Annotated in this window: 21 protein-coding genes and 1 pseudogene; 17 read left to right on the top strand and 5 right to left on the bottom strand. The window is 38.6% G+C overall.

The window, feature by feature from the left end; genetic code table 11:
* The first annotated feature begins 45 nt into the window (after positions 1 to 45).
* Positions 46 to 558, top strand: coding sequence for a YgjV family protein (locus D7029_RS18255; RefSeq protein ID WP_194951473.1), 513 nt, complete (start codon positions 46 to 48; stop codon positions 556 to 558).
* A 74-nt stretch (positions 559 to 632) separates the two neighbouring features.
* Here the strand turns inward: D7029_RS18255 and kdgR are convergent, their stop codons facing one another.
* Positions 633 to 1,454 carry a DNA-binding transcriptional regulator KdgR gene (gene kdgR, locus D7029_RS18250; RefSeq protein ID WP_088494232.1) on the bottom strand — a complete coding sequence of 274 codons (822 nt, stop codon included), beginning with the start codon at positions 1,452 to 1,454 and terminating at the stop codon, positions 633 to 635.
* Between the two features lie 422 nt (positions 1,455 to 1,876).
* Between kdgR and D7029_RS18970 the strand changes: the two are divergent.
* The 6 genes and pseudogenes from D7029_RS18970 to D7029_RS18225 all read left to right on the top strand — a co-directional run.
* Positions 1,877 to 2,791 (top strand): annotated as a pseudogene (locus D7029_RS18970) (sugar kinase); the annotation flags it as partial.
* On the top strand, positions 2,786 to 3,457 hold the full coding sequence (locus D7029_RS18965; protein WP_324187752.1) for a bifunctional 4-hydroxy-2-oxoglutarate aldolase/2-dehydro-3-deoxy-phosphogluconate aldolase: 672 nt from the start codon (positions 2,786 to 2,788) through the stop codon (positions 3,455 to 3,457). The pseudogene D7029_RS18970 and the gene D7029_RS18965, both read left to right, overlap by 6 nt.
* A 34-nt stretch (positions 3,458 to 3,491) precedes the next feature.
* Positions 3,492 to 3,968: a YhcH/YjgK/YiaL family protein gene (locus D7029_RS18240; RefSeq protein ID WP_194951471.1), complete on the top strand. Its 477-nt coding sequence runs from the start codon at positions 3,492 to 3,494 to the stop codon at positions 3,966 to 3,968.
* Positions 3,969 to 4,305: 337 nt separating this feature from the next.
* Positions 4,306 to 5,316: a TRAP transporter substrate-binding protein gene (locus tag D7029_RS18235; RefSeq protein WP_194951470.1), complete on the top strand. Its 1,011-nt coding sequence runs from the start codon at positions 4,306 to 4,308 to the stop codon at positions 5,314 to 5,316.
* Positions 5,317 to 5,368: 52 nt separating this feature from the next.
* Positions 5,369 to 5,929, top strand: coding sequence for a TRAP transporter small permease (locus D7029_RS18230; RefSeq protein ID WP_194951469.1), 561 nt, complete (start codon positions 5,369 to 5,371; stop codon positions 5,927 to 5,929).
* 2 nt (positions 5,930 to 5,931) lie between these two features.
* Positions 5,932 to 7,239 carry a TRAP transporter large permease gene (locus D7029_RS18225; protein WP_194951468.1) on the top strand — a complete coding sequence of 436 codons (1,308 nt, stop codon included), beginning with the start codon at positions 5,932 to 5,934 and terminating at the stop codon, positions 7,237 to 7,239.
* Between the two features lie 149 nt (positions 7,240 to 7,388).
* On the opposite strand, the gene D7029_RS18220 is transcribed toward D7029_RS18225, so the two are convergent.
* Positions 7,389 to 8,705 (bottom strand): sodium-dependent transporter, encoded by a 1,317-nt coding sequence (locus tag D7029_RS18220; RefSeq protein WP_194951467.1) that lies wholly within the window; start codon positions 8,703 to 8,705, stop codon positions 7,389 to 7,391.
* A 607-nt stretch (positions 8,706 to 9,312) separates the two neighbouring features.
* Between D7029_RS18220 and fdhF the strand changes: the two genes are divergently transcribed.
* Positions 9,313 to 11,481 (top strand): formate dehydrogenase subunit alpha, encoded by a 2,169-nt coding sequence (gene fdhF, locus D7029_RS18215; protein ID WP_194951466.1) that lies wholly within the window; start codon positions 9,313 to 9,315, stop codon positions 11,479 to 11,481.
* Between the two features lie 84 nt (positions 11,482 to 11,565).
* Here fdhF and fdoI read toward each other — a convergent pair whose 3' ends face one another.
* From fdoI to fdnG, 3 genes are read right to left on the bottom strand one after another with little or no spacing between them, the layout of a single operon-like run.
* On the bottom strand, positions 11,566 to 12,225 hold the full coding sequence (fdoI, locus tag D7029_RS18210; protein WP_194952718.1) for a formate dehydrogenase cytochrome b556 subunit: 660 nt from the start codon (positions 12,223 to 12,225) through the stop codon (positions 11,566 to 11,568).
* Positions 12,222 to 13,151, bottom strand: coding sequence for a formate dehydrogenase subunit beta (gene fdxH, locus D7029_RS18205; protein ID WP_099659236.1), 930 nt, complete (start codon positions 13,149 to 13,151; stop codon positions 12,222 to 12,224). Before fdxH ends, fdoI begins: the two co-directional genes overlap by 4 nt.
* A gap of 10 nt (positions 13,152 to 13,161) precedes the next feature.
* The gene (fdnG, locus tag D7029_RS18200) at positions 13,162 to 16,209 is read right to left on the bottom strand and encodes a formate dehydrogenase-N subunit alpha (protein WP_194951465.1); all 3,048 of its coding nucleotides are present in this window, start codon (positions 16,207 to 16,209) and stop codon (positions 13,162 to 13,164) included.
* Positions 16,210 to 16,831: 622 nt separating this feature from the next.
* On the opposite strand from fdnG, the gene D7029_RS18195 reads away from it, so the two are divergent.
* The 9 genes from D7029_RS18195 (at position 16,832) to D7029_RS18155 (ending at position 25,606) form a co-directional block, all read left to right on the top strand.
* Positions 16,832 to 17,989 (top strand): N-acetylneuraminate epimerase, encoded by a 1,158-nt coding sequence (locus D7029_RS18195; RefSeq protein ID WP_194951464.1) that lies wholly within the window; start codon positions 16,832 to 16,834, stop codon positions 17,987 to 17,989.
* A gap of 82 nt (positions 17,990 to 18,071) precedes the next feature.
* Positions 18,072 to 18,767, top strand: a complete 696-nt coding sequence (locus D7029_RS18190; protein ID WP_194951463.1) for an oligogalacturonate-specific porin KdgM family protein — start codon at positions 18,072 to 18,074, stop codon at positions 18,765 to 18,767.
* 208 nt (positions 18,768 to 18,975) lie between these two features.
* Positions 18,976 to 19,674, top strand: a complete 699-nt coding sequence (locus D7029_RS18185; RefSeq protein ID WP_088494243.1) for an N-acetylmannosamine-6-phosphate 2-epimerase — start codon at positions 18,976 to 18,978, stop codon at positions 19,672 to 19,674.
* A complete protein-coding gene (gene nanK / locus D7029_RS18180; RefSeq protein WP_194951462.1) occupies positions 19,671 to 20,540 on the top strand; it encodes an N-acetylmannosamine kinase in 870 nt (289 codons plus the stop codon). The genes D7029_RS18185 and nanK overlap by 4 nt, the downstream gene beginning before the upstream one ends.
* Before the next feature lie 51 nt (positions 20,541 to 20,591).
* Complete coding sequence (locus D7029_RS18175; protein WP_088494245.1) at positions 20,592 to 22,082, top strand: sodium:solute symporter; 1,491 nt, start codon at positions 20,592 to 20,594, stop codon at positions 22,080 to 22,082.
* Positions 22,083 to 22,095: 13 nt separating this feature from the next.
* Positions 22,096 to 22,569, top strand: a complete 474-nt coding sequence (gene nanQ / locus D7029_RS18170) for an N-acetylneuraminate anomerase (RefSeq protein ID WP_194951461.1) — start codon at positions 22,096 to 22,098, stop codon at positions 22,567 to 22,569.
* Positions 22,570 to 22,758: 189 nt separating this feature from the next.
* The gene (locus D7029_RS18165; RefSeq protein ID WP_088494247.1) at positions 22,759 to 23,646 is read left to right on the top strand and encodes a MurR/RpiR family transcriptional regulator; all 888 of its coding nucleotides are present in this window, start codon (positions 22,759 to 22,761) and stop codon (positions 23,644 to 23,646) included.
* Between the two features lie 172 nt (positions 23,647 to 23,818).
* The gene (locus tag D7029_RS18160; RefSeq protein WP_194951460.1) at positions 23,819 to 24,709 is read left to right on the top strand and encodes a dihydrodipicolinate synthase family protein; all 891 of its coding nucleotides are present in this window, start codon (positions 23,819 to 23,821) and stop codon (positions 24,707 to 24,709) included.
* Positions 24,710 to 24,889: 180 nt separating this feature from the next.
* Positions 24,890 to 25,606 carry a hypothetical protein gene (locus D7029_RS18155; protein ID WP_194951459.1) on the top strand — a complete coding sequence of 239 codons (717 nt, stop codon included), beginning with the start codon at positions 24,890 to 24,892 and terminating at the stop codon, positions 25,604 to 25,606.
* Positions 25,607 to 25,682 lie beyond the last annotated feature (76 nt).

Raw genomic sequence — 25,682 nt, 5'->3', positions numbered from 1 at the left:
CGCCCAAAGGCGCCTTTTTTCGTTGAGCTGTGATAAGGGGGTTGCATGTTTTTTGAAAATTATTGGTTTGCCCAAGGTATTGGTGTTCTGGGGTGCCTTATTGGTGCAACTGCCTTTATGCAACGACAAGATAGCAAACTGAGATTTCAGCTCACGCTCAATGGCCTTTTGATGTCTATTCATTTCTTTTTGATAGGCTCAACAGTCGGAGCTATTAACTGTTTACTTTGTGCAATCCGAAATTGGGTATCGGGCTATTCGCGTAATATTGGGATCATGTTGATCTTTATTGCTTTAGCATGGTTTTTAGTGATCCCAAAAATCATCCATCCAATACAATTCTTAACGTTATTCGCGACGACATTAACAACCTATGCACTATTTCGCTTTAACGGTATTGTGCTTAGATTGTGTATGTTAACCAGTACGTTATGTTGGTTAACGCATAATATTTGGGCAGGTTCAATTGGTGGAATAGTACAAGAAAGCCTTTTCTTGGTTGTGAATAGCCGAACTATTTTTAAACTCTATAAAGCGAAATTACAGGGTTCGTTATGACAAAGAAGAATAAAAAAATCCATTAATATATTATTAATGGATTTTCATTATAAACAAAGAGTTAGGTTTGATTTTTAAATGTTTTCAGCCAAGACATTGGTGTCTGTGTAGCTAAAAGGGTAGTCGTGGAAACCTAATCCAGCAGAAATATTTGCTGCTGCTTCATGTAATTGCGCGATTAACGCAACTTTATTCTCTTCTTGGAAACGAATTAAAGGTAGAGATAAAGAAAGGCCGGCAATAATTCTGCCCATACGGCTATAAATAGGCACAGCAAAACAACGTAAGCCATGTTCCATTTCTTCTTTATCTTCTGCGTAACCTTGTTTGCGAACTTGTTCTAATTCAACAAGTAAAGCATCGATATCTTTCAGTGTGTATTTTGTAAAAGGTTCAAAAGTCACATTAGCCAAAATAGCGCGAATTTCCGTTTCTGGAAGCCAAGCAAGCATAATTTTACCTAGCCCAGTGCTATAAAGTGGACGGCGACGACCAATGCGAGAATACATCTGTAAATTGTATTCAGAGTCTATTTTATGCAGATAAACAATGCTGTCTTCGTCTAATGTACCGAGATGAAGCGTTTCTTTGGTTAGTTTTCCAAGGCGATACATTTGCTCATCAGCAAGTTTAATCAAGTCTTGGTTTTCAAGTGCTTTTGCGCCTAACTCAAATAATTTTAAGTTAAGAGAATACTTATCTGTTTCACCTTCTTGGGAAACATACCCTAACGTTTTCATCGTTTGTAAAAAACGATAGACGGTGCTTTTAGACATCATGATCCGCAAGGATAACTCTGTCACACCAATCACTTTTTCCTCGCCAAGTGCTTGTAATATAGCGAATACTTTGAGTACAGAGGAAACTGAATCAGGAGTGTTTTCTATTTCAGACATTGTGAGTCCTAAAAAATGATTTATTGTTTCATTATATTTGAAATGCTACAAAAATTATAGCGATTAGCGATGATGATTCAATAAGCTTAACGAGTTTTCATCATGTAACGTGTTGCTAATCACAGTATTTTTAAATGAAAAATATCTAAATTTGATATTTTTTATGTGTGTATCACTTTGAATTTAAAGTAGATAGAGATAAATAGCCGTCATGGTTTTGTGTATGCTATTGGGTATCTGAGCACGCGATAACATGATGAGTACTTTATGGCTTTTTATGGATCTTCTTTAAACTTACTTTTTTATGCATTTTGAAAACAATGACAATATCACAAAATTAATGAAATGTTGTTTTAAATCTTTTTAATTGAATCGATTTAAAATAAAATGACCTTACTGCTAATGTGAAAATGGAAAGCGCTATGGCTATCAATGTGGCTGTTATTGGCGAATGTATGATCGAACTATCCGAAAATCAGGCGAATATTGTGCGCCATTTTGGAGGAGATACTCTTAATACTGCTGTTTATTTGACTCGCGCAAACCCCAATTTATCTGTTCATTATGTAAGTGCATTAGGTACGGATCCAATGAGTAGTGCCATGTTAGAGCAATGGCAAAAAGAAGGGGTACATACTGAATTAGTCCAGAGATTAGATAATAAATTACCCGGACTTTATCTCATAAACACGGATAACCAAGGAGAGCGTACCTTCCATTATTGGCGTAACGATGCCGCCGCGCGATATTGGTTACGATCACCAAAAGCCCCAATGATTTTTCAGCAACTGCTTGATTTTGATTATATCTATTTAAGCGGTATCAGCTTGGCGATTTTATCTCCTGAAGATAGAGAACTGCTTTTACAACAATTAGCTAAGTGTCGAGAAAAAGGTGTGAAAATCGCCTTTGATAATAACTATCGCCCAAGATTATGGGAAAGCCTCGATGCTGCGCAAAAAGCCTATCAAGCTGTATTGTCACTCACTGACTTGGCTTTTCTCACATTAGACGATGAATTTCTTCTTTGGGGGGATAGTGAAGAAGCGCAATGTGTGTCTAGGACGATTGAATTTGGTGTTGGGGAAATCGTTATTAAAAAAGGCGCAGAACCTTGCCTGATTATACAGCAAGGACATTGTGATGAAGTTCCCGCCATAAAACTTGATAAGCAAAGTGTGATTGATACAACTGCCGCTGGTGATTCATTTAGTGCAGGTTATCTTGCTACGCGATTAGCGGGTGAGTCAGTTGTAATGTCTGCGCGTTATGCACACTTACTTGCAAGTACGGTTATTCAACATCGTGGTGCGATTATCCCAATAGTCGCGATGCCACATTCTTCAATAAAAGCGCCACTTATTCATTCAACGAGACACACTATGTCAACATTACTTGAACAACTTTCGGCACTAAAAATTATTCCTGTTATCGCAATTAAAAATGCAGATGATGTTGTTGCATTGGGTAAAGCATTAGTTGAAAACGGTATGCCTAGTGCTGAAATAACTTTTCGTACTCCTGCGGCTGCAGAAGCTATTCGCCAGTTAAGAAATGAATTCCCGAAAATGATCATTTGTGCCGGTACGGTATTAACGAAAGCACAGGTTGATCAGGCAATCGAAGCCGGTGCAGATTTTATTGTGAGTCCGGGATTTAACCCTCGCATTGTGCAGTATTGCCAGCAAAGAGGCATTCCTATTATTCCGGGTATTAACACGCCAAGTTTAGTTGAAGAGGCAATGGAACTCGGCATTAATTTATTGAAGTTTTTCCCAGCAGAACTTTCTGGTGGTATTGGCATGCTTAAAGCGTTGAGTGCCGTTTATCCTGTCTCTTTTATGCCGACAGGCGGAGTTAATGCCAACAATGTGAAAGATTACCTCGCATTACCTCGTGTTGTTGCTTGTGGTGGTACATGGATGGTGCCTTCAGATCTCGTTGATAATCAAAAATGGGAAGAAATAGGCGCTCTTGCTAAAGAAGCAATGGCAGCTTTGTAATTAAATTTAAACATGGATTTAAGAGGGTAACCCAATGATCACTGGAAATTTAAAGCAACTCGATGCAACAATGCTGCCGCCTGCACTGTTAAAATTACTCACTCAAAAAGAGTTATCGTTAAACGCTTTGCAAGAGAAGAGTGAAGGGACATATAACATTATTAATAATGATGTTTTTTATATTATTTCCACACCAACTACCGATCGTGAAGAAAACTTAAAAAGTGAGTTTCATGATCATTATCTTGATATTCAAGTTGTGCTTAAGGGGCAAGAGATGATCTCTACCAGCACAACAATTACTTATCCTCATCAATATCAAGAGACAAAACCAGATCTGATTTTCTTAGATAACCCACCTATTACGACACGTTTATTGCTTGATACAGGGGATTTTGCCATTTTTTATCCCGGAGAAGTTCATCGACCTACTTGTCAGGTAAATGCTTCGCAAAAAATTAAAAAAGCGGTTTTTAAAATCAGCAAAACATGGCTGGTAACCCAGAAATAATAACTAGGATCTTCATCCTATTATTCCCCATTCTAAATATGATTATCGGCTACTTCCCTGCTTAATAAGTAGCCGATAATTCAGATTCAAAGCGAGTTTGTAGTTTATTCCAGAATATATATTTTCTATTTCTTTACCGCTAAATTATCTTTTTTAGATAATTTAATGCTTTTTTATCAATAGGTTATTGTATTTACAAAATTGAAAATATAAAAGTGGTAATCTATTTTCAAAAAATAGGAACGCCATTTCATTTTCTTGAATTCGATCACTGAAATATCGTCAAATTCAAGTAGGATTAGCACTATCAAAATACGCAAACCCATAAGGGGTTCACATGCATACAATGAATGTTTTGCCTAAGTTATCTCTTATCAGCACCGTTGTAGTCGCTAGTCTTTTTTTAGCGGGATGTGGTGAAGATGACAAAACAGATAGTCCTGTTATTTTGAAAACGGCTTTTAACCAATCTGAAAAAAATCCTCAATACAAAGCATTGGAAGATTTTAGTCAAAAATTAGAAGCTGCTACGGGGGGTAAATATAAACTCGAAATTCATCCTAATGAATTATTGGGTGACCAACGTGCCGCTCTTGAATTAGTTCAATCAGGTGCCATTCAATTGGCTGTGGTTGCCAATCCTCTTGTTGAAAACTACAACAAAAACTTCTCTGTTCTGGCGATGCCTTACATCTATAACGACTCAGAACACCAAAGAAAAGTTTTTACAGGCGATATGTTAGATGGCCTATTTAGCTCAACCAAAGGAAATGGTTTCGAGGTACTTACTGCCTATACCGCAGGTGCTCGTAGTATGTATGTGAAGGGAACACCTGTTCAAACACCTGAAGATATGAAAGGAAGAAAGATCCGGGTCATGCAATCTGACACTATGGTGAAAATGTTATCTTGCATGGGTGGAACAGGTGTTCCTATGGGACAGGGTGAAGTTTATTCCGCTATCCAACAAGGTGTTCTTGATGGCGCTGAGAATAATGAAATCACTTATGCTGACTTAAAACAGTATGAAGTTGCACCGAGTTTCTCTTATACCCGCCATGTCATGGTTGCCGACTTACTTATCGTGAATGAAGCATTCTTAAATAAGATGAGCCCTGAAGATCAGGCGACTTTCCGTAAGTTAGCAAAAGAAAGTACGGTTACTGAGTTTAATTTATTTAACCAAGCGTTAGACACTGCCCGACAATCTGCTATTAGCCAAGGTGCAACATTTACTGAGGTTGATATCAAGCCATTCCAAGAGCGTTGTAAACCGCTGCAAGAATCGATGCTGACCACACCAGAACAGAAAGATATCTACAATAAGATCCGCGCATTAGCCAACTAATGCCGTTTGTTGCAAGGGGCTAAGTTTTTAGCCCCTATTATAAGGATCAACCATGGAACCTTCAGAGAAATTACCCTCTTCAAACGACTCTAATACGCCTGTTGCAAAAAAGGATTTTTATACTTTTTTAACAAGCATTAAGCTAAAAATAGATACCATCGTCGCTTATTTTTGTATTTTTCTTGTGGGTTTAATGACGATATTGGTGACTTACCAAGTTGTGACCCGTTACCTATTTAACGATCCTAGTGCAGTCAGTGAAGTGCTTTCTCGCTACCTATTTATCTGGTTAATTTTAATTGGTAGTGCTTATGTGTTTGGATTACGTGAACATATTGCGATTACGTTTATGCGTGATCGGATGCCCTATAAAGTCCGTATTTGCCTTGAAATTTTAGGTGAGTTTGCCACAACCGCTTTTGTGTTATTGGTACTCACTATTGGTGGTTACATCGGTATGAGCCGCCAAATGGGACAATTGGATTCGGCACTGCAAATCCCTATTGGGGTTATCTATGCAGCTATACCTATAAGCGGTGTTCTCTCTGTTTTCTATTGCTTATATAACCAATATGGATTGGTTAGACAACTTTCTTCAAAGCAAAAGGTGTAACCATGGATATTGCAATTGTTGTTGCCCTAGTCATGTTTATTGGTGCATTCCTTCTCTTATTTATTGGTACACCAATCAGCGTCAGTATTGGACTCTCTTCTTTCTTCGCCATGGCAATGATATTGCCTTTTGATGGCGCTATTTTAACGTCAGCTCAACGCGTGTTTGTGGGGTTAGACTCTTTCGCTCTGTTAGCAATCCCGTTCTTTATTCTGGCGGGTAACTTAATGAATAACGGCGGTATCGCTATTCGCTTAATTAACTGCGCTAAGTTAGTGAGTAACTTTTTACCGGGGCCTTTAGCGCAAACTAACGTTGTTGCCAATATGCTGTTTGGCTCAATTAGTGGCTCTGGTGTTGCTTCTGCGGCGGCGATTGGTGGCATCATGTCTCCAATCCAAAAGAAAGAAAATTACGATCCCGCTTTTAGTGCCGCAGTGAATATTGCATCAGCACCAACGGGTATGTTAATTCCACCAAGTAACACACTGATTGTTTATGCCACCGTTGCAGGAAGTGTTTCGATTACAGCTCTGTTTATGGGTGGCTATATTCCCGGTATTTTATGGGGATTGGGTGTGATGTTAGTGGCAGGTTTTATTGCTAAACGTCGCGGTTATGTGGCCGAAAAAAATACCATGAAAGGGCAAGCGTTTAAGCTTGTGCTGGATGCTGTTCCTAGCTTAATGATGATTGTGGTTGTTATCGGTGGGATCTTAGGTGGGATTTTTACTGCAACAGAAGCTTCAGCCATTGCAGTTGTGTACTCTTTAATCTTAGGTATGTGTTATAAAAATATCAAAGTAAACCATTTGCCTGCTATTTTCTTAGCCACCGCAAAAATGACGGCAATTGTTATTTTGATGCTTGCAACATCATCCATTATGTCTTGGGTAATGGCATTTACTAAAATTCCTGCCATTATCGCATCAGGCTTACTCTCCTTTACTGATAGCTTCTTAGTTATCTTACTGATTATGAACTTGGTTTTACTGTTGGTTGGTACCTTTATGGATCCAACACCTGCGGTGTTAATCTTTACTCCAATCTTCCTACCGATTTGTGCTCAATTTGGTATGGATCCGGTTCAATTCGGTATCATGATGGTGTTTAACCTTTCATTAGGTACGATAACACCGCCAGTAGGTCCTATTTTATTTACCGGCTGTAAGATAGGTGAAATTAAGATTGAAGGTGTAATTAGACCGTTATTGCCTTTCTTCGCTGTGATTATTCTTGTGTTGTTATTAGTGACATATATTCCTGCAATTTCGATGTTCTTACCTCAAGCAATGGGATTGGTTGGGTAATATTGATAAAGCTGCTAGGGAAAAAAGTAATATAAAGTATCCAAAATAAAACAAGCCGATAATAAAAAGGCTGTTATAAAACAAGAAAAAAGAGAGGGTCATTTGACCCTCTCTTTATGTTTAATAAGCTGTTTTTATCGGGGATCTGTTTAGCCAATCAATCCATGAACTAAAATAATACCGATACAAATTGGACCAATATAACGCCACACCAGTAATAAGCTTTGACGTTTTAATCCAGTGATATTTTCAGGAATAAATGCATTCGCTCTACGTGACCAACCAAAGATCAAACACATTGCAATACCAAACAGTGGCATCAAAATATTGGAAGTCAGGTAATCCAACAAATCAAAGACTGTTTTACCCCCTAATGTCACATCACTCATCGGGCCGAAAGATAATGAAACTGGAATACCCATCAGCATAATTGAGGCGGTAACGACTAATCCAGCACGACGACGAGTCCACTGAAAACGCATCTGCACATAAGCCACGATATGCTCAAGTAATGAAATAGCAGAGGTTAACGCTGCCATTAATAACAAGACAAAGAAAGTCACTGCTAAAATATTACCGCCGGGTAAGTTGGCAAAATAAACTGGCATAGTCATAAAGGTTAAACCGGGGCCTGCATTCGGCTCTAAACCTGCGGCAGATAAGGCAGGGAAAATCATTAATCCGGCAAGTACACATACCATACAAGATAAAATAACCACCCACATACTGGAGTTAGCAATACCTTTGTTATCTGCTAAATAAGCACTGTAAGTGATATGAATACCTAAACCGATAGACAGTGAGAAGAAGGCTAATCCTAACGCATCTAATACGCCTTGTGGGGTTAGCTTACTAAAATCAGGGTATAAAAATAATTTTAAACCTTCAGAAGAGCCGGGTAAGCTGATACCAACAATAATCAATAAAATCATAATGATAAACAACATCGGCATCATGATTTTAACTGCTTTTTCTAATCCACGTTGTACACCTGCTAAAACCACGAAACAGGTTAATCCAGCAAAGGCAAGGTGAGCCAAAATAGGCCATAAAGGATCACTAATAAAGCGGGTAAAAATACCGGTTAATTCAGCGCTATCGGTAATATTCAACTGACCTGTTGCCGCCATAACGGTATAGCCAATTGTCCAACCACCAACAACACTATAAAAGCTATAAATACACCAAGAGCTGAATACACCAATAACGCCAATGATGACCCAATTGCGTCCCATCATTCTTTTAAATGCGTTAACAGCCTCAGCGTGTGTGCTACTGCCCAAAATATTCTCAGCCAGTAATACTGCAAGCCCAATAACAAAACTAAATAACAAGAAGACAATTAAAAATGCACCGCCACCATTATTGGCTGCGACATAAGAAAACTTCCAGATTGCGCCAATACCGATTGCAGAGCCTGCGGCTGCTAAGATATGACCGACTCGTGATGTCCATTGTTGGCTCATTTTGCCCCCTGTGTTATCGAATGAGTGATAGAGGCTATTGCCATACAGTGGCTTATTGGTAAGACGTTGTAACTCATCATCCTAATGGTGAAACTAAACATCATAGAAACTCCCCTAAAAAACAGTTCCACCAGTAGGGGCACAACAAAAAGCCACCTTACTGGTGGCTTTTGCAAAAAAATGAACGTGCTCGGCCACCTAACGAAGGAGTAGTAGGTTTAGGCCTAAGAGTCGGTTGTTGGTGTTCATATTCATCTTTTTGCTCTTTATTGAAATGGATATAATCGCAATGCAATATGAAATATTGTTTTTCAAAATGCGTATTTATTATTTATATCATAAATTCAAACTAAAGAAATAAATTTTATTAGAATTCAGTATTAATTTTTATTTCTAAATGTTTCGCTGATGCTAATTTCTTAATTCCGTAATAAATTAGCCCTATTTGTGCAAAGTGAGCACCGACAAAAATGACGAAACGATTATCAAATATTATTTTGTTTTTGTATCTCATTGATTATATTTTGAAAATTAATTGGCATAATTCCTGCTTAGTTGAACGTTCTTTATGACTCTTTTACTCCCTAGTTAGGGGAAAGGATATCAAATGAACAAAATCAACTCCGTCTGTCCTTACTGTGGCGCTGGCTGCAAAATCAATCTCTGTGTCGAAAATGGTCGCATAATCAAAGCTGAAGGTGCCAATGGTGTCACCAATCAAGGAGAACTTTGCTTAAAAGGGCTCTATGGTTGGGATTTTCTTAATGACAATAAACTTCTGACAGCCAGAATACATGAACCCATGATCCGCCGACAAAAAGGGGCTGATTTTGAAATTGTGAGTTGGAATGAAGCGATTCAATTTACTGCAAAAAAATTACTGGAAATAAAAGAAAAATACGGTGCGAAATCCATCATGTGTACTGGCTCTTCTCGAGGTACTGGGAATGAAACCAATTTTGTGATGCAAAAGTTTGTTCGTGCAGTATTAGGTAATAATAATGTCGATTGCTGTGCTCGTGTTTGCCATGGGCCTTCTGTTGCAGGTTTACAAGAGACATTAGGCAATGGTGCCATGAGTAATTCTATTGCTGATATTGAAGATTCAGACTGCTTATTAGTCTTTGGTTATAACTGTGCTGACTCTCATCCTATTGTGGCGCGCCGTGTGGTTAAAGCGAAACAAAAAGGTGCAAAAATTATTGTTTGTGATCCTCGTAAAATCGAAACAGCCAAAATTGCTAACCAATATTTACCATTAAAAAACGGTACAAATATGGCGTTAGTGAATGCATTCGCATATACGCTAATTGATGAAGATCTTTATGATAAGGATTACGTCAGCCGTTATACCGAAGGTTTTGATGAATATAAAAAACAACTCGCAGATTATAGTCCTGAAGCAGTACAAGATATTGTCGGTATCCCAGCCATTGAAATCCGTAAAGCAATGCGCACTTATGCAGGAGCTAAAACAGCAACTATTATGTGGGGCATGGGAGTAACGCAATTTGGTCAAGCAGTTGATGTCGTCAAAGGGTTGTCTGGTCTTGCGCTATTAACGGGTAATTTAGGTAAACCGCATGTTGGCGTCGCACCAGTTCGTGGACAAAATAATGTTCAAGGTGCTTGTGACATGGGTGTTTTACCTAACATGTTCCCAGGATATCAATATGTCACTGATCAAAATACGCGTCAGAAATTCGCTAAGGCTTGGAATATTCCTGTTGAACAACTTGATCCTGAAGTGGGATATCGTATTACTGAAGTACCTCATTTAGCGATTGAAGGTAAAGTGAAGGCTTACTACATCATGGGTGAAGATCCTCTTCAAACAGAAGCCGATTTAGGCTTAGTAAGAAAAGGCTTTGAAGCCCTCGATTTTGTCGTAGTTCAAGACATCTTTATGACAAAAACCGCAGAGCAAGCCGACGTGATTTTACCTTCAACCAGTTGGGGTGAACATGCAGGTATTTTTACATGTGCAGATAGAGGTTTCCAACGTTTTGAAAAGGCCATTGAAGCACGTGGCAATGTAAAACGAGATTGGGAAATCATTAGCTTACTCGCCACTGAAATGGGCTATCCGATGTCTTATGAAAATAATGAAGAGATCTGGAATGAAGTCCGAGCATTATGCCCACTCTTCTTTGGCGTCACTTATGAAAAATTGGCGGGTTTAGCGCATATTCAATGGCCTTGTACTGATATTGAAGATAAAGGAACACCTTATTTATATTCAGGTAACCAATTCACCACACCATCTGGTAAAGGCCAGTTATTCGCGACACCATGGCGAGCACCAGCTGAATTACCAGATGCCGATTATCCAATGATCTTATCTACAGTGCGTGAAGTGGGGCATTATTCTTGTCGCTCTATGACGGGTAACTGTAAAGCCTTGGCATCACTTGCGGATGAACCCGGTTATGTTCAAGTCCACCCAGAGATTGCTAAAGAAGTGGGTATTCGTGATCAAGAAATTGTCTGGGTTGAATCACGTCGAGGTAAGGTGATGTCTCGTTGCAATGTAAATGAGACAATCAATAAGCAAGCGATTTATATGACTTATCAATGGTGGATTGGGGCATGTAATGAGCTGACTCAGGATAATCTTGATCCTGTCTCTAAAACACCTGAAACTAAATATTGTGCAGCTAAAGTGATAAAAATTGCCGATCAAAAATGGGCAGAAAGCCAAGTTTCTCAACACTATCACACAATGAGAAGTCGATTAATAAACTTAGTGGAGCAAGCAAAAACAGCAGCACATTAAGTTAAGCGTTGATTTAAAATAGAAATGGAGGCGATTAAGCCTCCATTTTTCTCACATCTACTTTATAGAAGTAAAAGCAGTCTATTATTTTTGATTTGCTTTGTTTTCTGCTTCTTTTTTCTCTTCTTCTAAGATCTCACGATACCAGCGCGGGTGATGTTTTTTCGCCCAACCACGAGTTACCCAACCTTCAATCATGCTACGAATTGAACCTTTCACCCAAAACGCGGCATAAGCATGAACAAACACCGTTATGATAAGCAAAATAGCTGACAGTGAATGAGCCAGTAAGGCAATGCGAATAACAGGGATAGAGAAATAGTCCGCGAAATAAGGACGCCAAATCATGATGCCGCTAATGGTAAGCACGATAAGGCTGATACTTAATGTCCAATAAATCCCTTTTTGACCCAAATTATAATGCCCGATATCGCCGGCTTCTTCGTTTTGTAGCACTTTATGGATATTTTTCGCCCATACTAAGTCGTCTTTATCAACAAAGTTATGTTTTAGATATCTAAAAAACATAAAGATAAAGAAGAACACCATCGCAACACCCGCAAATGGATGCAGTAAGCGCGAAAGTTGTGGTGTACCTAAAATATTCATAAACCAGTTTAGAGATGGGAAGAAAAAGCCTAGCCCACTAAAGGTGGTAAAGATAAAGAAAATCGCCACAACCCAGTGATTAATACGCTCTGAGGCAGTATGACGAAGGATTTTATCGCTTTTCTTCTTCATTATTTCTGCTCCTCTTTATTCACTGAATTTTGTGATGCTTCCATCTCTTTTTGTGCCTCTTCTTCATCTTCTTCTGTGGTGTGGTTAGGACCAATACCTAAGTAATGGAATATAGCGCCCGCAAAGGTGGCAGCAAAACCAACCGCTGCTAATGGTTTCCAAATACCTTTCCAGAATTTAACCGTTGAGCTAATTTCTGGGTTTTCTGGTAAGCCATGATATAAGTTAGGTCTATCCGCATGGTGAAGTACATACATAACGTGAGTTCCGCCAACACCCTGAGGATCGTATAAACCTGCTTTGTCATAGCCTCGGGTATTGAGTTCTGCAACACGCTCGTTTGCAAGGTGAGTCATCGCTTCTTTAGAGCCAAAATGAATAGCACCTGTTGGACAGGTTTTTACGCAAGCTGGCTCTTGACCGACTTCAACACGATCAACACACAATGTGCATTTATAAGCGCGGTTATCTTCTTCATTAATACGAGGAACATCAAAAGGACAGCCCGCAATACAATAACCACAACCAATACAATGCTCTGATTGAAAATCAACAATACCGTTAGCGTATTGAATGATGGCACCTTCTGCGGGACAGGCTTTTAAACAGCCCGGATCAGCGCAGTGCATACAGCCATCTTTACGAATTAGCCACTCCAGCTTGCCGTTTTCTTCAACTTCAGAAAATCGCATCACGGTCCACGATTTAGCGGTTAAATCCATCGGGTTATCATAAACACCGACGTTAAGACCGACTTTGTCACGAATATCGTTCCATTCTGAACAGGCAACCTGACAGGCTTTACAGCCAATACAAGTCGTCACATCGATAAGCTTTGCTACTTCTTCTTTAAAGTCACGTACCTGTGGTGCTGGCGTGAGAGAATTAGTCGCAGAACGACGAATAATATCTTGAGATTGCAATGACATTAGTTTCCCCTTATGCCTTTTCGATATTGACTAAAAACGCCTTATATTCAGGTGTGAATGAGTTTGCATCACCCACTGATGGCGTTAATGTATTGGCAAGGAAACCTTTACGTGTTGCTCCCTCAAAGCCCCAGTGGCAAGGAATACCGATAGTATCAACGACTTTGCCATTTATCGTTAGAGGTCTAATTCGCTTAGTCACCACGGCTTTGGCTTTGATATAGCCACGTTTAGCGCTGACTTTAACTTCATCACCTTGAACAATGCCTTTACGTGAAGCAAGTTGCTCACCAATCTCAATAAATTGATCGGGTTGTGCAATGGCATTAATTAATGAGTGTTTTGTCCAGTGACGGAACAATTCAGTAATTGAGTAGGTTGTTGCCACATAAGGGAATTCATCTGCTTTACCTAAATGTTCAGCATCGTAGCTGTATAAACGTGCAACAGGGTTACGAGAGACTTTCGGGTGCAGAATATTATCTTCTGTTGGCGATTCAAACGGTTCGTAGAATTCAGGGAATGGACCATCAGCCATTTTATCAACAGCAAATAAGCGTCCCATACCTTCGGGTTGCATAATAAACGGGCCTACGCCGCTATTAGGTGCTGCATTGCTATAGTCTGGCACATCAGGACCAACCCATTGATTACCATTCCATTTGATAAGTTGACGTTTTGCATCCCAAGGTTGGCCTTGTGGATCAACAGATGCGCGGTTATATAACACACGACGGTTTTGCGGCCACGCAAAAGCCCAACCCGGTGTACAACCTAGCCCTGAAGGATCGGCGTTATCGCGGTTCGCCATTTGGTTGCCTTTTTCAGTCCAACAACCGGAATAAACCCAACAGAAACTTGCCGTTGAGCCATCTGATTTCAGTTGATGGAAACCATCAAGTTGTTGTCCTTTTTTAAACAACAATTTGCCTGTTTCATCAAAGATATCTTGCATGGCTTGACCATTCGCTTCTTTTGCGACTTCTTCTGGTTGTGGATCGTAAGGGTCAACGTAGTTCCAAGAAAGATTCATGATAGGCTCAGGGCAAACACCGCCTTCTTCACGATAAAGCTCGCGTAGACGCATTAATAAATGCCCTAAAATTTTACCATCGTGCCATGCTTGTGCTGGTGGTTTTGCGCCAGCCCAGTGCCATTGTAGCCAGCGGCCTGAGTTTGCAATCGAGCCATTTTCTTCAGCAAAACATGATGAAGGTAAACGGAAGATTTCAGTTTGAATATCTTGTGGTGAAACTTCATTCATCTCGCCGTGGTTTTGCCAAAAATTAGATGATTCTGTCACTAGAGGATCAATGACAACCATATATTTTAGTTTGGCTAATGCGGCGCTACATTTATTTTTATCGGCAAAGGCGGCTAATGGGTTAAAACCTTGAACGATGTAACCATTCATTTTTCCATCGATCATCAATTGGGTTTGCGCCATGATGTCGTAGCTTTTATCCCATTTTGGTAACCAGTGATAACCCCATTCGTTTTGTGCCGTTGCGTGCTCACCCCAGAAGCTTTTTAGCAAACTAATAAAGAAATCAGGGGTTCTTTTCCAGTAGTTAACTTGGTCTGCAACCACGGTTTTTGGTGTTACCTGAGATAAATAAGTCTCTAACGATGTCTGCTTCTCATTAGGCAGAGGCATATAACCCGGTAGGTTTAATGATAATAAACCCAGATCGCTATAGCCTTGGATATTAGAGTGCCCACGTAATGCATTCACACCGCCACCCGGCATACCCACGTTACCTAATAATAACTGGATCATACCTGCTGCACGGATAGTTTGAGCACCACCAGTATGGTGTGTCCAACCGAGGGCATACAAAATAGTCGAGGTTCTGTCTTTTACACTGGTGGAAGCAAGAGCTTCACAGATATAGGTGAAATCTTCTAAAGGTGTACCACAAAGTGTAGTAACAATTTCAGGGGTATAACGTGAAACGTGTTGTTTTAAAAGATTCCACACACAACGAGGATGTTGCAGTGAGTTATCTCTTAATGCCAAACCATTCTCATCAAGCTCATAGTGCCATGAGGTTTTATCATAGCTTTGATTCTCTTTATCAAACCCACTGAAAAGACCTTCATCAAAACTAAAATCTTCACGCACAATTAAAGAAGCATTGGTATAGGCTTTCACATATTCATGCTGAATTTTATTGTGTTCAATAAGGTAATGAATAACACCTAATAAGAATGCAGTATCAGAGCCGGCACGAATAGGAGAGTAAAGGTCGGCAACGGCAGCACTACGGTTAAAACGGGGATCGACAACGATAACCTTCGCATTATTCTTAATTTTAGCTTCGATAACCCATTTAAAACCGACAGGGTGCGCTTCAGCAGGGTTACCGCCCATGATCAGCACAACGTTAGCGTTTTTAATATCAACCCAGTTATTGGTCATTGCACCACGACCAAAAGTGGGCGCTAATGCTGCAACGGTTGGCGCATGGCAAAGTCTTGCCTGACAATCGATAGCTATCATGCCTAATGAACGAGAAAACTTATTATCTAAAATTCCGGTTTCATTACTGGCAGCAGAAGAACAAAGCATACCAGTGGTAAGCCAGCGGTTAACTTCTTGCCCTTTTTCATTATGGGTAACAAAGTTTTCATCGCGATCTTTTTTCATTAAACGGGCGATTTTATCAATCGCTTCATTCCATGAAATGCGCTCCCACTTATCAGAGCCCGGTTTACGATATTCAGGATATTTCAGGCGATTTTCACTGTGGATATAATCGACAAGCCCAGCGCCTTTCGGGCATAGAGAGCCACGGCTAACAGGATGATCAGGATCGCCTTCAATGTGATAAATACTTTTATCGACATTCTTTGCACCATCACCAAGGCTATACATCAAAATACCGCAACCCACAGAGCAGTAAGTGCAGTTATTACGGGTTTCAACGGAACGTAATAATTTATATTGGCGAGCATTCGCAATAGATACTTCAGGTGCCAAGCCGAGTAATGCAGCAGATGTGCCTGCCATACCGCCAGCACAGATCTTAAAGAAAGACCTACGACTGATTTGCATCAGTGTCTCCTTGATAAATTGATAAATAACATCCGTCCCGGGCGTTTAAAAAACGTCCAGTAAAGATACGATTTCATTTTTCAATCATTCAAGACAGACCTGAGTATCGTTTTGTGAACTCAATGTGATGAACTACTACTTAAAATGACGCTGGTGATTATAACGAGGAAAAAAAATAAATCCATACTAACAATGCGGATACAAAATATATTAAAAAATAACAATTTAGTTTGATTTCCATCATGTTAAATAACCAATTTTTCAATTAACACACAAGGTAAAAATGAGCATTTAATTGATTAAAAAGACTCTTGAAATAAAACTCCATTTTTACCTGTGTCATAAAATTTTTTTACTGTAAAAGAATTAACATTATATTCTGCATAAAATCTCAATAATAAATTATTGAGACTGTTTTCTATTCTATTGTCAGATTTTTATTCCTAAATTTGATTTAAAGAAAGTTGTAAAAATATAAGATTAAAAAATAGACATTTTGATCGCCTTCACAATTCAGAAAAGATCGATTTGAAGTTTAACTCCGAAAATAATTATATATTGGAGTGATATTTAAGATACAAGAAAAAACCCTACTTGATGACAATAATAAGAGCTAATAAGTATGAACAGAATAAAGAAAATATCTTACTCCTGTCTTTCTGTAATGCTAGTGTCGGCAATATTCACGTCTACTAGTTTTGCAGAAAAACTACCTAATTTACCTGTAACATTTAAAAGTGGTGCTGGAACAATCAGCGAAAATGTTATTTATGTTGGTTTGGGTACAGCGGGAAAATCATGGTATAAGCTTGATCTCAATCGTTCGACAAAACAATGGGAAAGAATAGCAGACTTTCCTGGAACACCAAGAGATCAATCTATTGCTCTAGAATTAAATAATAATATTTATATTTTTGGTGGAGCAGGAAAAGAAAATGAAAATAGCGAAACAATTAGTGCGCTTACAGATGTTTATCGCTATTTACCAAAAGAAAATAAATGGGAAAAGGTCAACACTCGAGCACCTTATGGATTAGTAGGGCATACGGGAGTTAATATTAACAATGATCAGGCTATTATTCTTGGTGGAGTTAATCAACAAATCTTTGACGGTTATTTCGTTGATTTAAATCGTACTAAATTGAATGAATCTGAAAGTAAAAAAATCACTAGTGATTATTTTAATAAGCCAGCTGAAGGTTATTTTTTTAATCGAAATATAATGGAATATAATGCTGAAAATAATCAATGGCGATTATTAGGTACTACGCCATTTAATGGAACAGCAGGCTCTGCATTAGCTTATGATGGCAATAAAATCACTTTAATCAATGGTGAAATAAAGCCAGGATTACGCACCAGTGAAGTGCAAACCGCCACATTAAAAAACAATCAATTACAATGGAATTCTGTTGCTCAGAAATTACCTGATCCTATGTCTAATCAGCCGCAGGACGGTTTAGCTGGTGCGTTTGCCGGTTACAGTATGCACACTTTACTTGTTGCTGGCGGGGCAAATTTTCCGGGAGCTCAGGCAAACTATTCACAGCAACATTACTTTGCACATCAAGGATTAGAAAAGACATGGCATAAAGAAATTTATGGCTTTATTAATAATCAATGGAAAATCATTGGTGAATTACCTCTTCCTCTTGGTTATGGCGTTACTGTTTCACATGATAATTCACTTTATTTAATTGGAGGCGAAACAAATAAGGGTGAAGCTGTTAATTCAGTTATTACTTTAACGATGAAAGATAAACAATTAATTATTGAATAATCTCTTCCTAAATATAAATTAAAATAATTCATAAAGATCTCCTTTGTTAATACAGGGGATCTCACCTTTTTGGAAAACTATTATGCTAAATAAAAAGAAGAAACTTTTATTGTCATGCTGTACTTTATTAATGTCATCTCAATTATATGCGACTACATTAGACTTTCGTCATGAATATGCAGACTCTACTCGAATTAATAAAGATAGAGTTGCATTTATTCACTCTTTTTCAAATGGTGTTGGTTTCTATATTGATGCTAGCGTTAAATCGGGTGGTGTAGATGGTGAGAAAGATAAACTGTTTAGTGATGTTGTTAATAATGCTATTGAAATGGGATTAAGTTATAACTATAAAATAAATAATCATATTACATTACAGCCTGGTCTTATTTTTGAAACTGTAACAGATACTTCTATATATAAACCCTATTTAAAAGCACAATATAACTTTGATAATGGGTTATATATTGCAGGACGTTATCGTTTTGATTATGCCCGTAAAACAAAACAAGGTGTTGATGATGAAAAAACAAATCGTCTTGATGGTTTTATAGGTTATAAATATAACAAATTTAAAGTGGAATATGATTATACTCAAATGTATAGCGACGCCATAAAATATGATAATAAAAAACGCAATTATGAGCATAACGTCGCTTTCTCTTATCAACTCAACAGTACTTTCACACCTTATATTGAAGTTGGCAATATGGCTGTAAGCCCTCTTAGTGATGCTCGCCAGACACGTTATCGAGTTGGGTTGCAGTTTCATTTCTAATTTAAGTTAAGTAATGCGGAATAAAAAAGAAGAAGAGTGGTGGAAACATCACTCTACTTTTATTTTATTTATTTATCAGTAAGTTGTGAGTCATTGATTATTGTTTGATCTTCTTCACAAATTACTGTTTCTCTGGTTGAGAAATTAAACTCCGTAAAATACTATAATTTGGAGTTACATTTCAAAAGAAGAGAGCAGTGAGTTCAAAATGGCGCTAATTGAAAAGATGACTAAAGATATTCAACAAAAAGGTGGACTGATTGTGTCTTGCCAGCCTGTTGATAATAGCCCAATGGATAAGCCAGAGATTGTTGCTGCAATGGCTCAAGCCGCGGTAAATGCAGGAGCAATCGCAGTGCGTATTGAGGGAATTGATAATTTAAGAGCAACTCGTCCTCTTATTGATGTGCCGATTATTGGCATTGTGAAGCGTGATTTACCTGATAGCCCTGTAAGGATCACTCCGTGGCTTAGTGATGTTGATGACTTGGCTAAAGCGGGTGCTGATATTATTGCTTTTGATGGTACTGATCGTGTGCGTCCTGTACCAGTGAAAACACTATTAGATCATATTCATCGTTTAGGAAGATTGGCGATGGCAGATTGTGCCACCTTTGACGAAGGCATGTATTGCCAAGAGTTAGGCACTGAATTTATTGGTTCAACGATGTCGGGCTATACCGGTGGTGAGATACCAAAGCTACCTGATTTACAACTTGTCACCGCATTGGCTGAAAAGGGATGCCGAGTGATTGCTGAAGGGCGTTATAACACACCAATGATTGCCGCAAGAGGAATGCAAGCTGGTGCTTGGGCTGTCACGGTAGGCTCTGCATTAACGCGCCTTGAGCATGTCTGTGATTGGTTTACTCAGGCATTAAAGTGGCAGCAGGAGTTAGATAAATGAATACATTAGCAATTGATATTGGAGGAACAAAAATTTCGGCGGCACTAATTAGTCGAGATAACCAATTGACACAACATACTCAGATAGCCACACCAGCAAGTGCATCACCAACGCAACTTTATAAAGCTTTAGTTGATATTACTACACCACTAAAAAGCTATGCAGATAGTGTTGCTGTCGCATCAACAGGGATTATTTGTAATGGCATTTTGACCGCATTGAATCCAGATAATTTAGGTGGACTAAAAGGTTTTCCTTTAAAAGAAACACTCATCGCACTTACAGGATTGCCTTGTTGGCTACTCAATGATGCTCAAGCAGCTACATGGGCTGAATATGATCATCGTCGTGAAACGATTTCTGATATGGCATTTATTACTGTATCGACAGGTGTTGGTGGTGGCGTTATTCAACAAGGACAACTCTTTACAGGAAAACGAGGTATTGCAGGTCATTTAGGTCACACGCTTGCCGATCCTCATGGCCCACTTTGTGGTTGTGGTCGCTATGGTTGTGTTGAAGCCATCGCTTCTGGTCGTGCAATTGCGTCGCAAGCGACACAGGAGCTTGCTGGAAAAGATGCAAAAGCGATTTTTGCTGCCTTTCACCAGGGAAATTCACAAGCAAAATCAATTATTGAACGTTCAGCAAACACTATTGCAAATTTGGTGACCGATATTAAAGCCACAACGGATGCTGATTGTGTCGTTCTTGGTGGAAGCGTTGGGTTGGCAAAGGGATATATCGAACTCGTTCAAGCTGCCCAGATAAAGCAACCAGTTGCATTACAAGTGCCGATATTATCGGCCCACTATCATCATGATGCCGGGCTCTGGGGCGCTGTCCTTTGGGCTAGAGAGCAATAAAAAAACTGTCGTAAAACTTACCTTTTACCCTACATATGGCAGGACTAAAAAATGCAATTACATGATTTTGGTTTTATTAACTATGCAGTGCTGTTTGGTTATTTAGCTGCAATGTTACTCGTGGGTGTTTATTTCTCTAAACGCCAAAAAACAGCGGATGATTATTTTCGTGGAGGTGGTCGAGTTCCAGGTTGGGCAGCAGGGGTTTCTGTTTTTGCGACTACTTTAAGTTCTATTACTTTTATGTCGATCCCAGCAAAAGCTTATACTTCCGACTGGACTTTTATTATCGGGCAATATTTGGCTATCGCTATTTTGCCATTAGTTTTTTATTTTTATATTCCTTTCTTTAGAAAATTAAAAATCACTTCGGCTTATGAATATTTAGAAGCACGTTTTGATGTACGCAGTCGTTTATTTGCCAGCCTTTCATTTATGTTATTCCATATTGGTCGGGTTGCCATTATTACTTATTTAACTGTACTTGCTCTACGCCCTTTTATGGGTATCGATCCTGTTGTCTTAATCGTACTAATTAGCTTGCTCTGTATTATTTATACTTGGATGGGCGGCATTGAGGGTGTTATTTGGACAGACGTTATTCAAGGGTTATTACTTTCAGGTGGTGCAGTTCTTATTTTTATTATGATCTGCTTTAAAGTTGATGGTGGATTTACTGAAATTTTCACTGCAACATCACAAGCTGATAAATTCTTTCCTACGACTCAATTTCGTTGGAGTTGGACTGATAGCACCATCCCTGTTTTGATGATCGGTTTTTTATTCGCTAATATTCAACAATTTACAGCAAGTCAGGATGTTGTACAGCGCTATATTGTGACGGATTCCATTGAAGAAACAAAACGTACACTGATAACAAATGCAAAATTAGTTGCCATTATTCCTATCTTCTTCTTTGCTATTGGATCTGCCTTGTTTGTGTATTACAAACAGAATCCTAATTTTTTACCAGAAGGCTTTAATACAGGAGGTATTTTACCTCTGTTTATTGTGACTGAAATGCCTGTCGGCATTGCTGGATTAATTATTGCAGCTATTTTTGCCGCTGCTCAATCTAGTATTTCGAGTAGCTTAAACAGTATATCAAGCTGTTTTAATTCTGATATCTACACTCGTTTAAGTAAGTCTGAACGCAGTGCCGAACAAAAAATGAAAGTCGCAAGATTAGTCATTATTGTTGCTGGCGTCTTTAGTAGCTTGGCTGCAATTTGGTTAGTTTTATCTGATGAGTCCGAAATTTGGGATGCCTTTAATAGTCTGATTGGTTTAATGGGTGGCCCAATGACCGGTTTGTTTATGCTGGGTATTTTTGTCAAACGTGCAAATGCAGGTAGTGCAGTTGTCGGGATCATTGTCAGTATTATTGCAGTATTAGCTGCGCGTTATGGCAGTGATCTTAATTTCTTCTTCTACGGAGTGATTGGCGCGATGTCTGTTGTTATTGCAGGAACAATTACAGCACCGCTTTTCGCATCAGCAAAACAAATTTCATTAGATGATAGTGAAACATCAGGAAACTAATAGGGAAAAATCTATGTTATTTGGGCACATATCAGATTTGGCTACAATGCCAGAAATGAATCCCGCGTTGCGTGATGCGGTGGAAAAAGCATTAGCACTTGATCCCGCTTCACTTGCTCCAGGTAGTTATAAAATCGATGGTGAAACGCTATTTATGAATGTAATGACGTTTGAAACACAGCCTCGTGAACAGAAGCGAGCTGAGTTACACCAGCGTTATATTGATATTCAAATATTGCTTAGTGGTGAAGAAATTATTGATTTTGGTATACAGGGTTCTGCTCAAAGTGTAACGCCTTATAATGAGGCTGATGATTACCAACTAACCGATACAATAATAGGTCAACAAACCTTAACGCTTTCATCAAGCATGTTTGCTGTTTTTATGCCCTATGAACCTCATAAACCAGGAATTTCGGCTGAAAAGGGTGCAAACACACTGAAGAAAGTCGTTGTTAAGTTAGATGTCACTGCATTGACTGACTAATAATTACTATTTTTATTAAGCGCTTTATTTCTGATGTATCAGTAAGTTGTATTCTGATGCTATTAAGGAATAAAGCGTTTTTTATTATCATATTATTGTATGAGCAAGGCTTTTTTTAACCTGTTGGAATTGGTACTCTTGTTGGCAGAATTTTTTTCCGTGTATCTTCTGCAACCAAGGATAATCTCCATGACAGAACAGGCAACGACTCGATTAAAGCCGGGTAAAATACTTGATACGCTAGGCGCAATGAAAAATAGTCTAACGCGAGTATCACAGCGTATTGCAGACTATATCCTGTTCCATCCTACAGAAGTTACTCAACTCTCTATTGCTCAACTTTCACAAGCGACAAAAGCGGGTGAAGCGACGGTTGTGCGTTTTTGCCGTACATTGGGTTATAAAGGGTTTCAAGATTTTAAAATGGATTTGGCGATTGAAATGGCGACCTCTGATAATGAAGAGTCACCTATTCTTGATGCAGAAGTGACCCATCAAGACGATATCCATACCATTGGTTTAAAACTTCAAGCAACGATTAATAACGTACTATCAGAGACATTGAATCTGCTCGATATGAAGCAAGTTCAAGGTGCTGTAAATGCTTTATTATCAGCAAATTATATTTTTATTTGTGGTGTTGGCTCTTCAGGAATTACAGCAGAAGATTTAAAAAATAAACTTATGCGAATTGGTTATCGTGTTGATGCTGTTACAAATAACCACTTTATGTATATGCAAGCTTCGTTATTAAAACCAGGCGATGTGGCTATTGGAATTAGCCATTCCGGTAATTCTCCTGAAACGGTCCATGCTCTTAAATTAGCTAAAGAAGCAGGAGCCAGCACGATCGCATTGACTCATAATTTAGGCTCACAAATTATGGAGTATGCTGATCATCATTTAATTAATGGTAACCGACAAGGGAAACTGCAAGGTGACTCTATTGGTACAAAAACAGCACAACTCTTTGTATTAGATCTTCTTTATACGCTATTAGTGCAAGCTCAGCCTGATATGGTTAAAGAGCAAAAATTGCGAACATTGAATGCGTTAAAACAGACTCACTCCGCATAAGTTTATCTCTACATTGTGTGATTTTTAGTGAAAATTGGCTAAAGATCACACTTTCATTTTTCTCTTCCTTTAATGCTCATTTCGTTATTGCGTTCTGAAGTATTGCTCCCTAATATAGAGTTAAGCTCCATAAAATTAATAGAAAAGAAATTAACCTCCAAAGGAAGTTATCATGAACAAACTCTCTGGACTGATTGCCGCACCTCATACTCCTTTTGCAACTGATGGTAGCGTTAATTATTCTGTCATTGATGAAATAGCAAAACACCTAATTGCAAGTGGTGTGACAGGTGCTTATGTATTAGGAACAACAGGCGAAGGTATTCATTGTTCTGTTGAAGAACGTAAGAAAGTAGCTGAACGCTGGGTTAATGCAAGTCAGGGTAAACTTGATCTTATTATTCATACAGGTGCATTAAGTATTGCTGATACGCTAGAACTTGCTCGCCATGCCGAAACCTTAGATATCAAAGCAACATCCGTTATTGGCCCTTGTTTCTTCAAACCGGGTAATGTTGATGATCTTGTAGAATATTGTCGTTTGGCCGCTGCTAGCGCACCTTCTAAAGGTTTTTACTATTATCACTCCACCATGTCAGGTTTAAATATTGATATGGAAAAATTCCTACAAGTAGCGGGTAAAACAATACCTAATTTATCTGGTATGAAATTTAATTCCCCGGATATGTATGAATTCCAGCGTTGCTTACGCGTAGATGGCGGAAAGTACGATGTTCCATTTGGTGTTGATGAATTTATTCCTGCTGGATTAGCCTGTGGTGCATCAAGCGCTGTCGGTAGTACATATAACTATGCTGCGCCATTATATCTTGAAATTATTGAAAAATTTAAAGCTGGTGATCATGAAGGCGTTACCGCTTGCATGGATAAAGTAATTGCGATTATTCGTGTTTTAGTCGAGTACGGCGGTGTTGCAGCTGGAAAAGTAGCAATGCAGTTACATGGTATTGATGTAGGCTCTCCTCGTCGTCCACTACGCCCAATGACCGCAGAGCAAAAAGCCGATGCATTAGCGAAGTTTAAAGCGGCTGATTTTCTGTAATCAATTTAGCTTTAATTGAATTATTTATAGATAGACCCATTTTTTAACATCTCTCCCCCTTTGATGTGACAGTGGCTTTTAGAAGAAAGCCACTTTTTTATTATTGACTCTAAAACTTGATTTTAAATGCCACTCAAACCAAAGTACGAGTTACTATTTTATTCTTATTAAGGTGTACGGATGGCATACGAATTCCTGACACAAGCAACACTCAAAAAACTGGCAACGGGTGAAACTTGGCAACGGCAATTAAATAACGAAAGTATTATTGATGTCAGCTTAAATGCAGGGCAATTAATGATTTCTCAGCCTGAAGTTGAGGAAAGCTTTATTCCTTTTAGTCAGAAACTAATAGCTTATTGCGAACAGCTTGCGCTTAAATTTCCCTTTATTGAATTTACTCAGCAACAAGAATTTCACTCCACATTATTAACGATTTTTAATCAACAAAATGAGCAGTTTAAACTGCAACGGCCCGTATTATTATCGTGGTGTCATGAGATTGCAAAAACCTTTAATCAAATAAAAAGTATCGAAATTTTATTTAATAACGTTGTACTTACATCCAATGGTAGTTTGATATTAACGGGTATCTCAGAGGAATTAACACGCTTTAGGCAGCAGATTTATCAGCAAATCCCAATTGAGAGTGCACTTCATAAAGACATTATTCATATCACGCTTGGGCGATTAGGTGAAAATACGTCATCAACAGAAATGAAGCAGCTTTATGATGAGTTAGAGCAAAACCGATCATCATTAATGCATCATACTATTAATACCCCAATCATTATTCGACATCCAAAATTTGTGGTAAGCAAAGGTTCGCTTTCATCTGAAGTGCAATTAGGTTTAACGATGGAATTTAATCAGTTATGGCCATTTCGGTGCTATTAATATTAAGTATTAAATAGCTATTTATCTTTTTGTGACTAAAGCGATATAGCTAATTAGTATATAATCCAGCGATTCT

The sequence above is a fragment of the Proteus vulgaris genome (assembly GCF_016647575.1).
Taxonomy (GTDB): domain Bacteria; phylum Pseudomonadota; class Gammaproteobacteria; order Enterobacterales; family Enterobacteriaceae; genus Proteus; species Proteus mirabilis_B.
The sequence above is the reverse complement of the archived record's forward strand: the minus strand, read 5'-3'. Positions and strand labels throughout refer to the sequence as shown.

Bases quoted from the DNA above. Each gene is read 5' to 3' on its own strand.
- D7029_RS18255 (WP_194951473.1), top strand. From the start codon at position 46: ATGTTTTTTGAAAATTATTGGTTTGCCCAAGGTATTGGTGTTCTGGGG.
- kdgR (WP_088494232.1), bottom strand. From the start codon at position 1,454: ATGTCTGAAATAGAAAACACTCCTGATTCAGTTTCCTCTGTACTCAAA.
- D7029_RS18965 (WP_324187752.1), top strand. From the start codon at position 2,786: ATGCCACATTCTTCAATAAAAGCGCCACTTATTCATTCAACGAGACAC.
- D7029_RS18240 (WP_194951471.1), top strand. From the start codon at position 3,492: ATGATCACTGGAAATTTAAAGCAACTCGATGCAACAATGCTGCCGCCT.
- D7029_RS18235 (WP_194951470.1), top strand. From the start codon at position 4,306: ATGCATACAATGAATGTTTTGCCTAAGTTATCTCTTATCAGCACCGTT.
- D7029_RS18230 (WP_194951469.1), top strand. From the start codon at position 5,369: ATGGAACCTTCAGAGAAATTACCCTCTTCAAACGACTCTAATACGCCT.
- D7029_RS18225 (WP_194951468.1), top strand. From the start codon at position 5,932: ATGGATATTGCAATTGTTGTTGCCCTAGTCATGTTTATTGGTGCATTC.
- D7029_RS18220 (WP_194951467.1), bottom strand. From the start codon at position 8,705: ATGAGCCAACAATGGACATCACGAGTCGGTCATATCTTAGCAGCCGCA.
- fdhF (WP_194951466.1), top strand. From the start codon at position 9,313: ATGAACAAAATCAACTCCGTCTGTCCTTACTGTGGCGCTGGCTGCAAA.
- fdxH (WP_099659236.1), bottom strand. From the start codon at position 13,151: ATGTCATTGCAATCTCAAGATATTATTCGTCGTTCTGCGACTAATTCT.
- fdnG (WP_194951465.1), bottom strand. From the start codon at position 16,209: ATGCAAATCAGTCGTAGGTCTTTCTTTAAGATCTGTGCTGGCGGTATG.
- D7029_RS18195 (WP_194951464.1), top strand. From the start codon at position 16,832: ATGAACAGAATAAAGAAAATATCTTACTCCTGTCTTTCTGTAATGCTA.
- D7029_RS18190 (WP_194951463.1), top strand. From the start codon at position 18,072: ATGCTAAATAAAAAGAAGAAACTTTTATTGTCATGCTGTACTTTATTA.
- D7029_RS18185 (WP_088494243.1), top strand. From the start codon at position 18,976: ATGGCGCTAATTGAAAAGATGACTAAAGATATTCAACAAAAAGGTGGA.
- nanK (WP_194951462.1), top strand. From the start codon at position 19,671: ATGAATACATTAGCAATTGATATTGGAGGAACAAAAATTTCGGCGGCA.
- D7029_RS18175 (WP_088494245.1), top strand. From the start codon at position 20,592: ATGCAATTACATGATTTTGGTTTTATTAACTATGCAGTGCTGTTTGGT.
- nanQ (WP_194951461.1), top strand. From the start codon at position 22,096: ATGTTATTTGGGCACATATCAGATTTGGCTACAATGCCAGAAATGAAT.
- D7029_RS18165 (WP_088494247.1), top strand. From the start codon at position 22,759: ATGACAGAACAGGCAACGACTCGATTAAAGCCGGGTAAAATACTTGAT.
- D7029_RS18160 (WP_194951460.1), top strand. From the start codon at position 23,819: ATGAACAAACTCTCTGGACTGATTGCCGCACCTCATACTCCTTTTGCA.
- D7029_RS18155 (WP_194951459.1), top strand. From the start codon at position 24,890: ATGGCATACGAATTCCTGACACAAGCAACACTCAAAAAACTGGCAACG.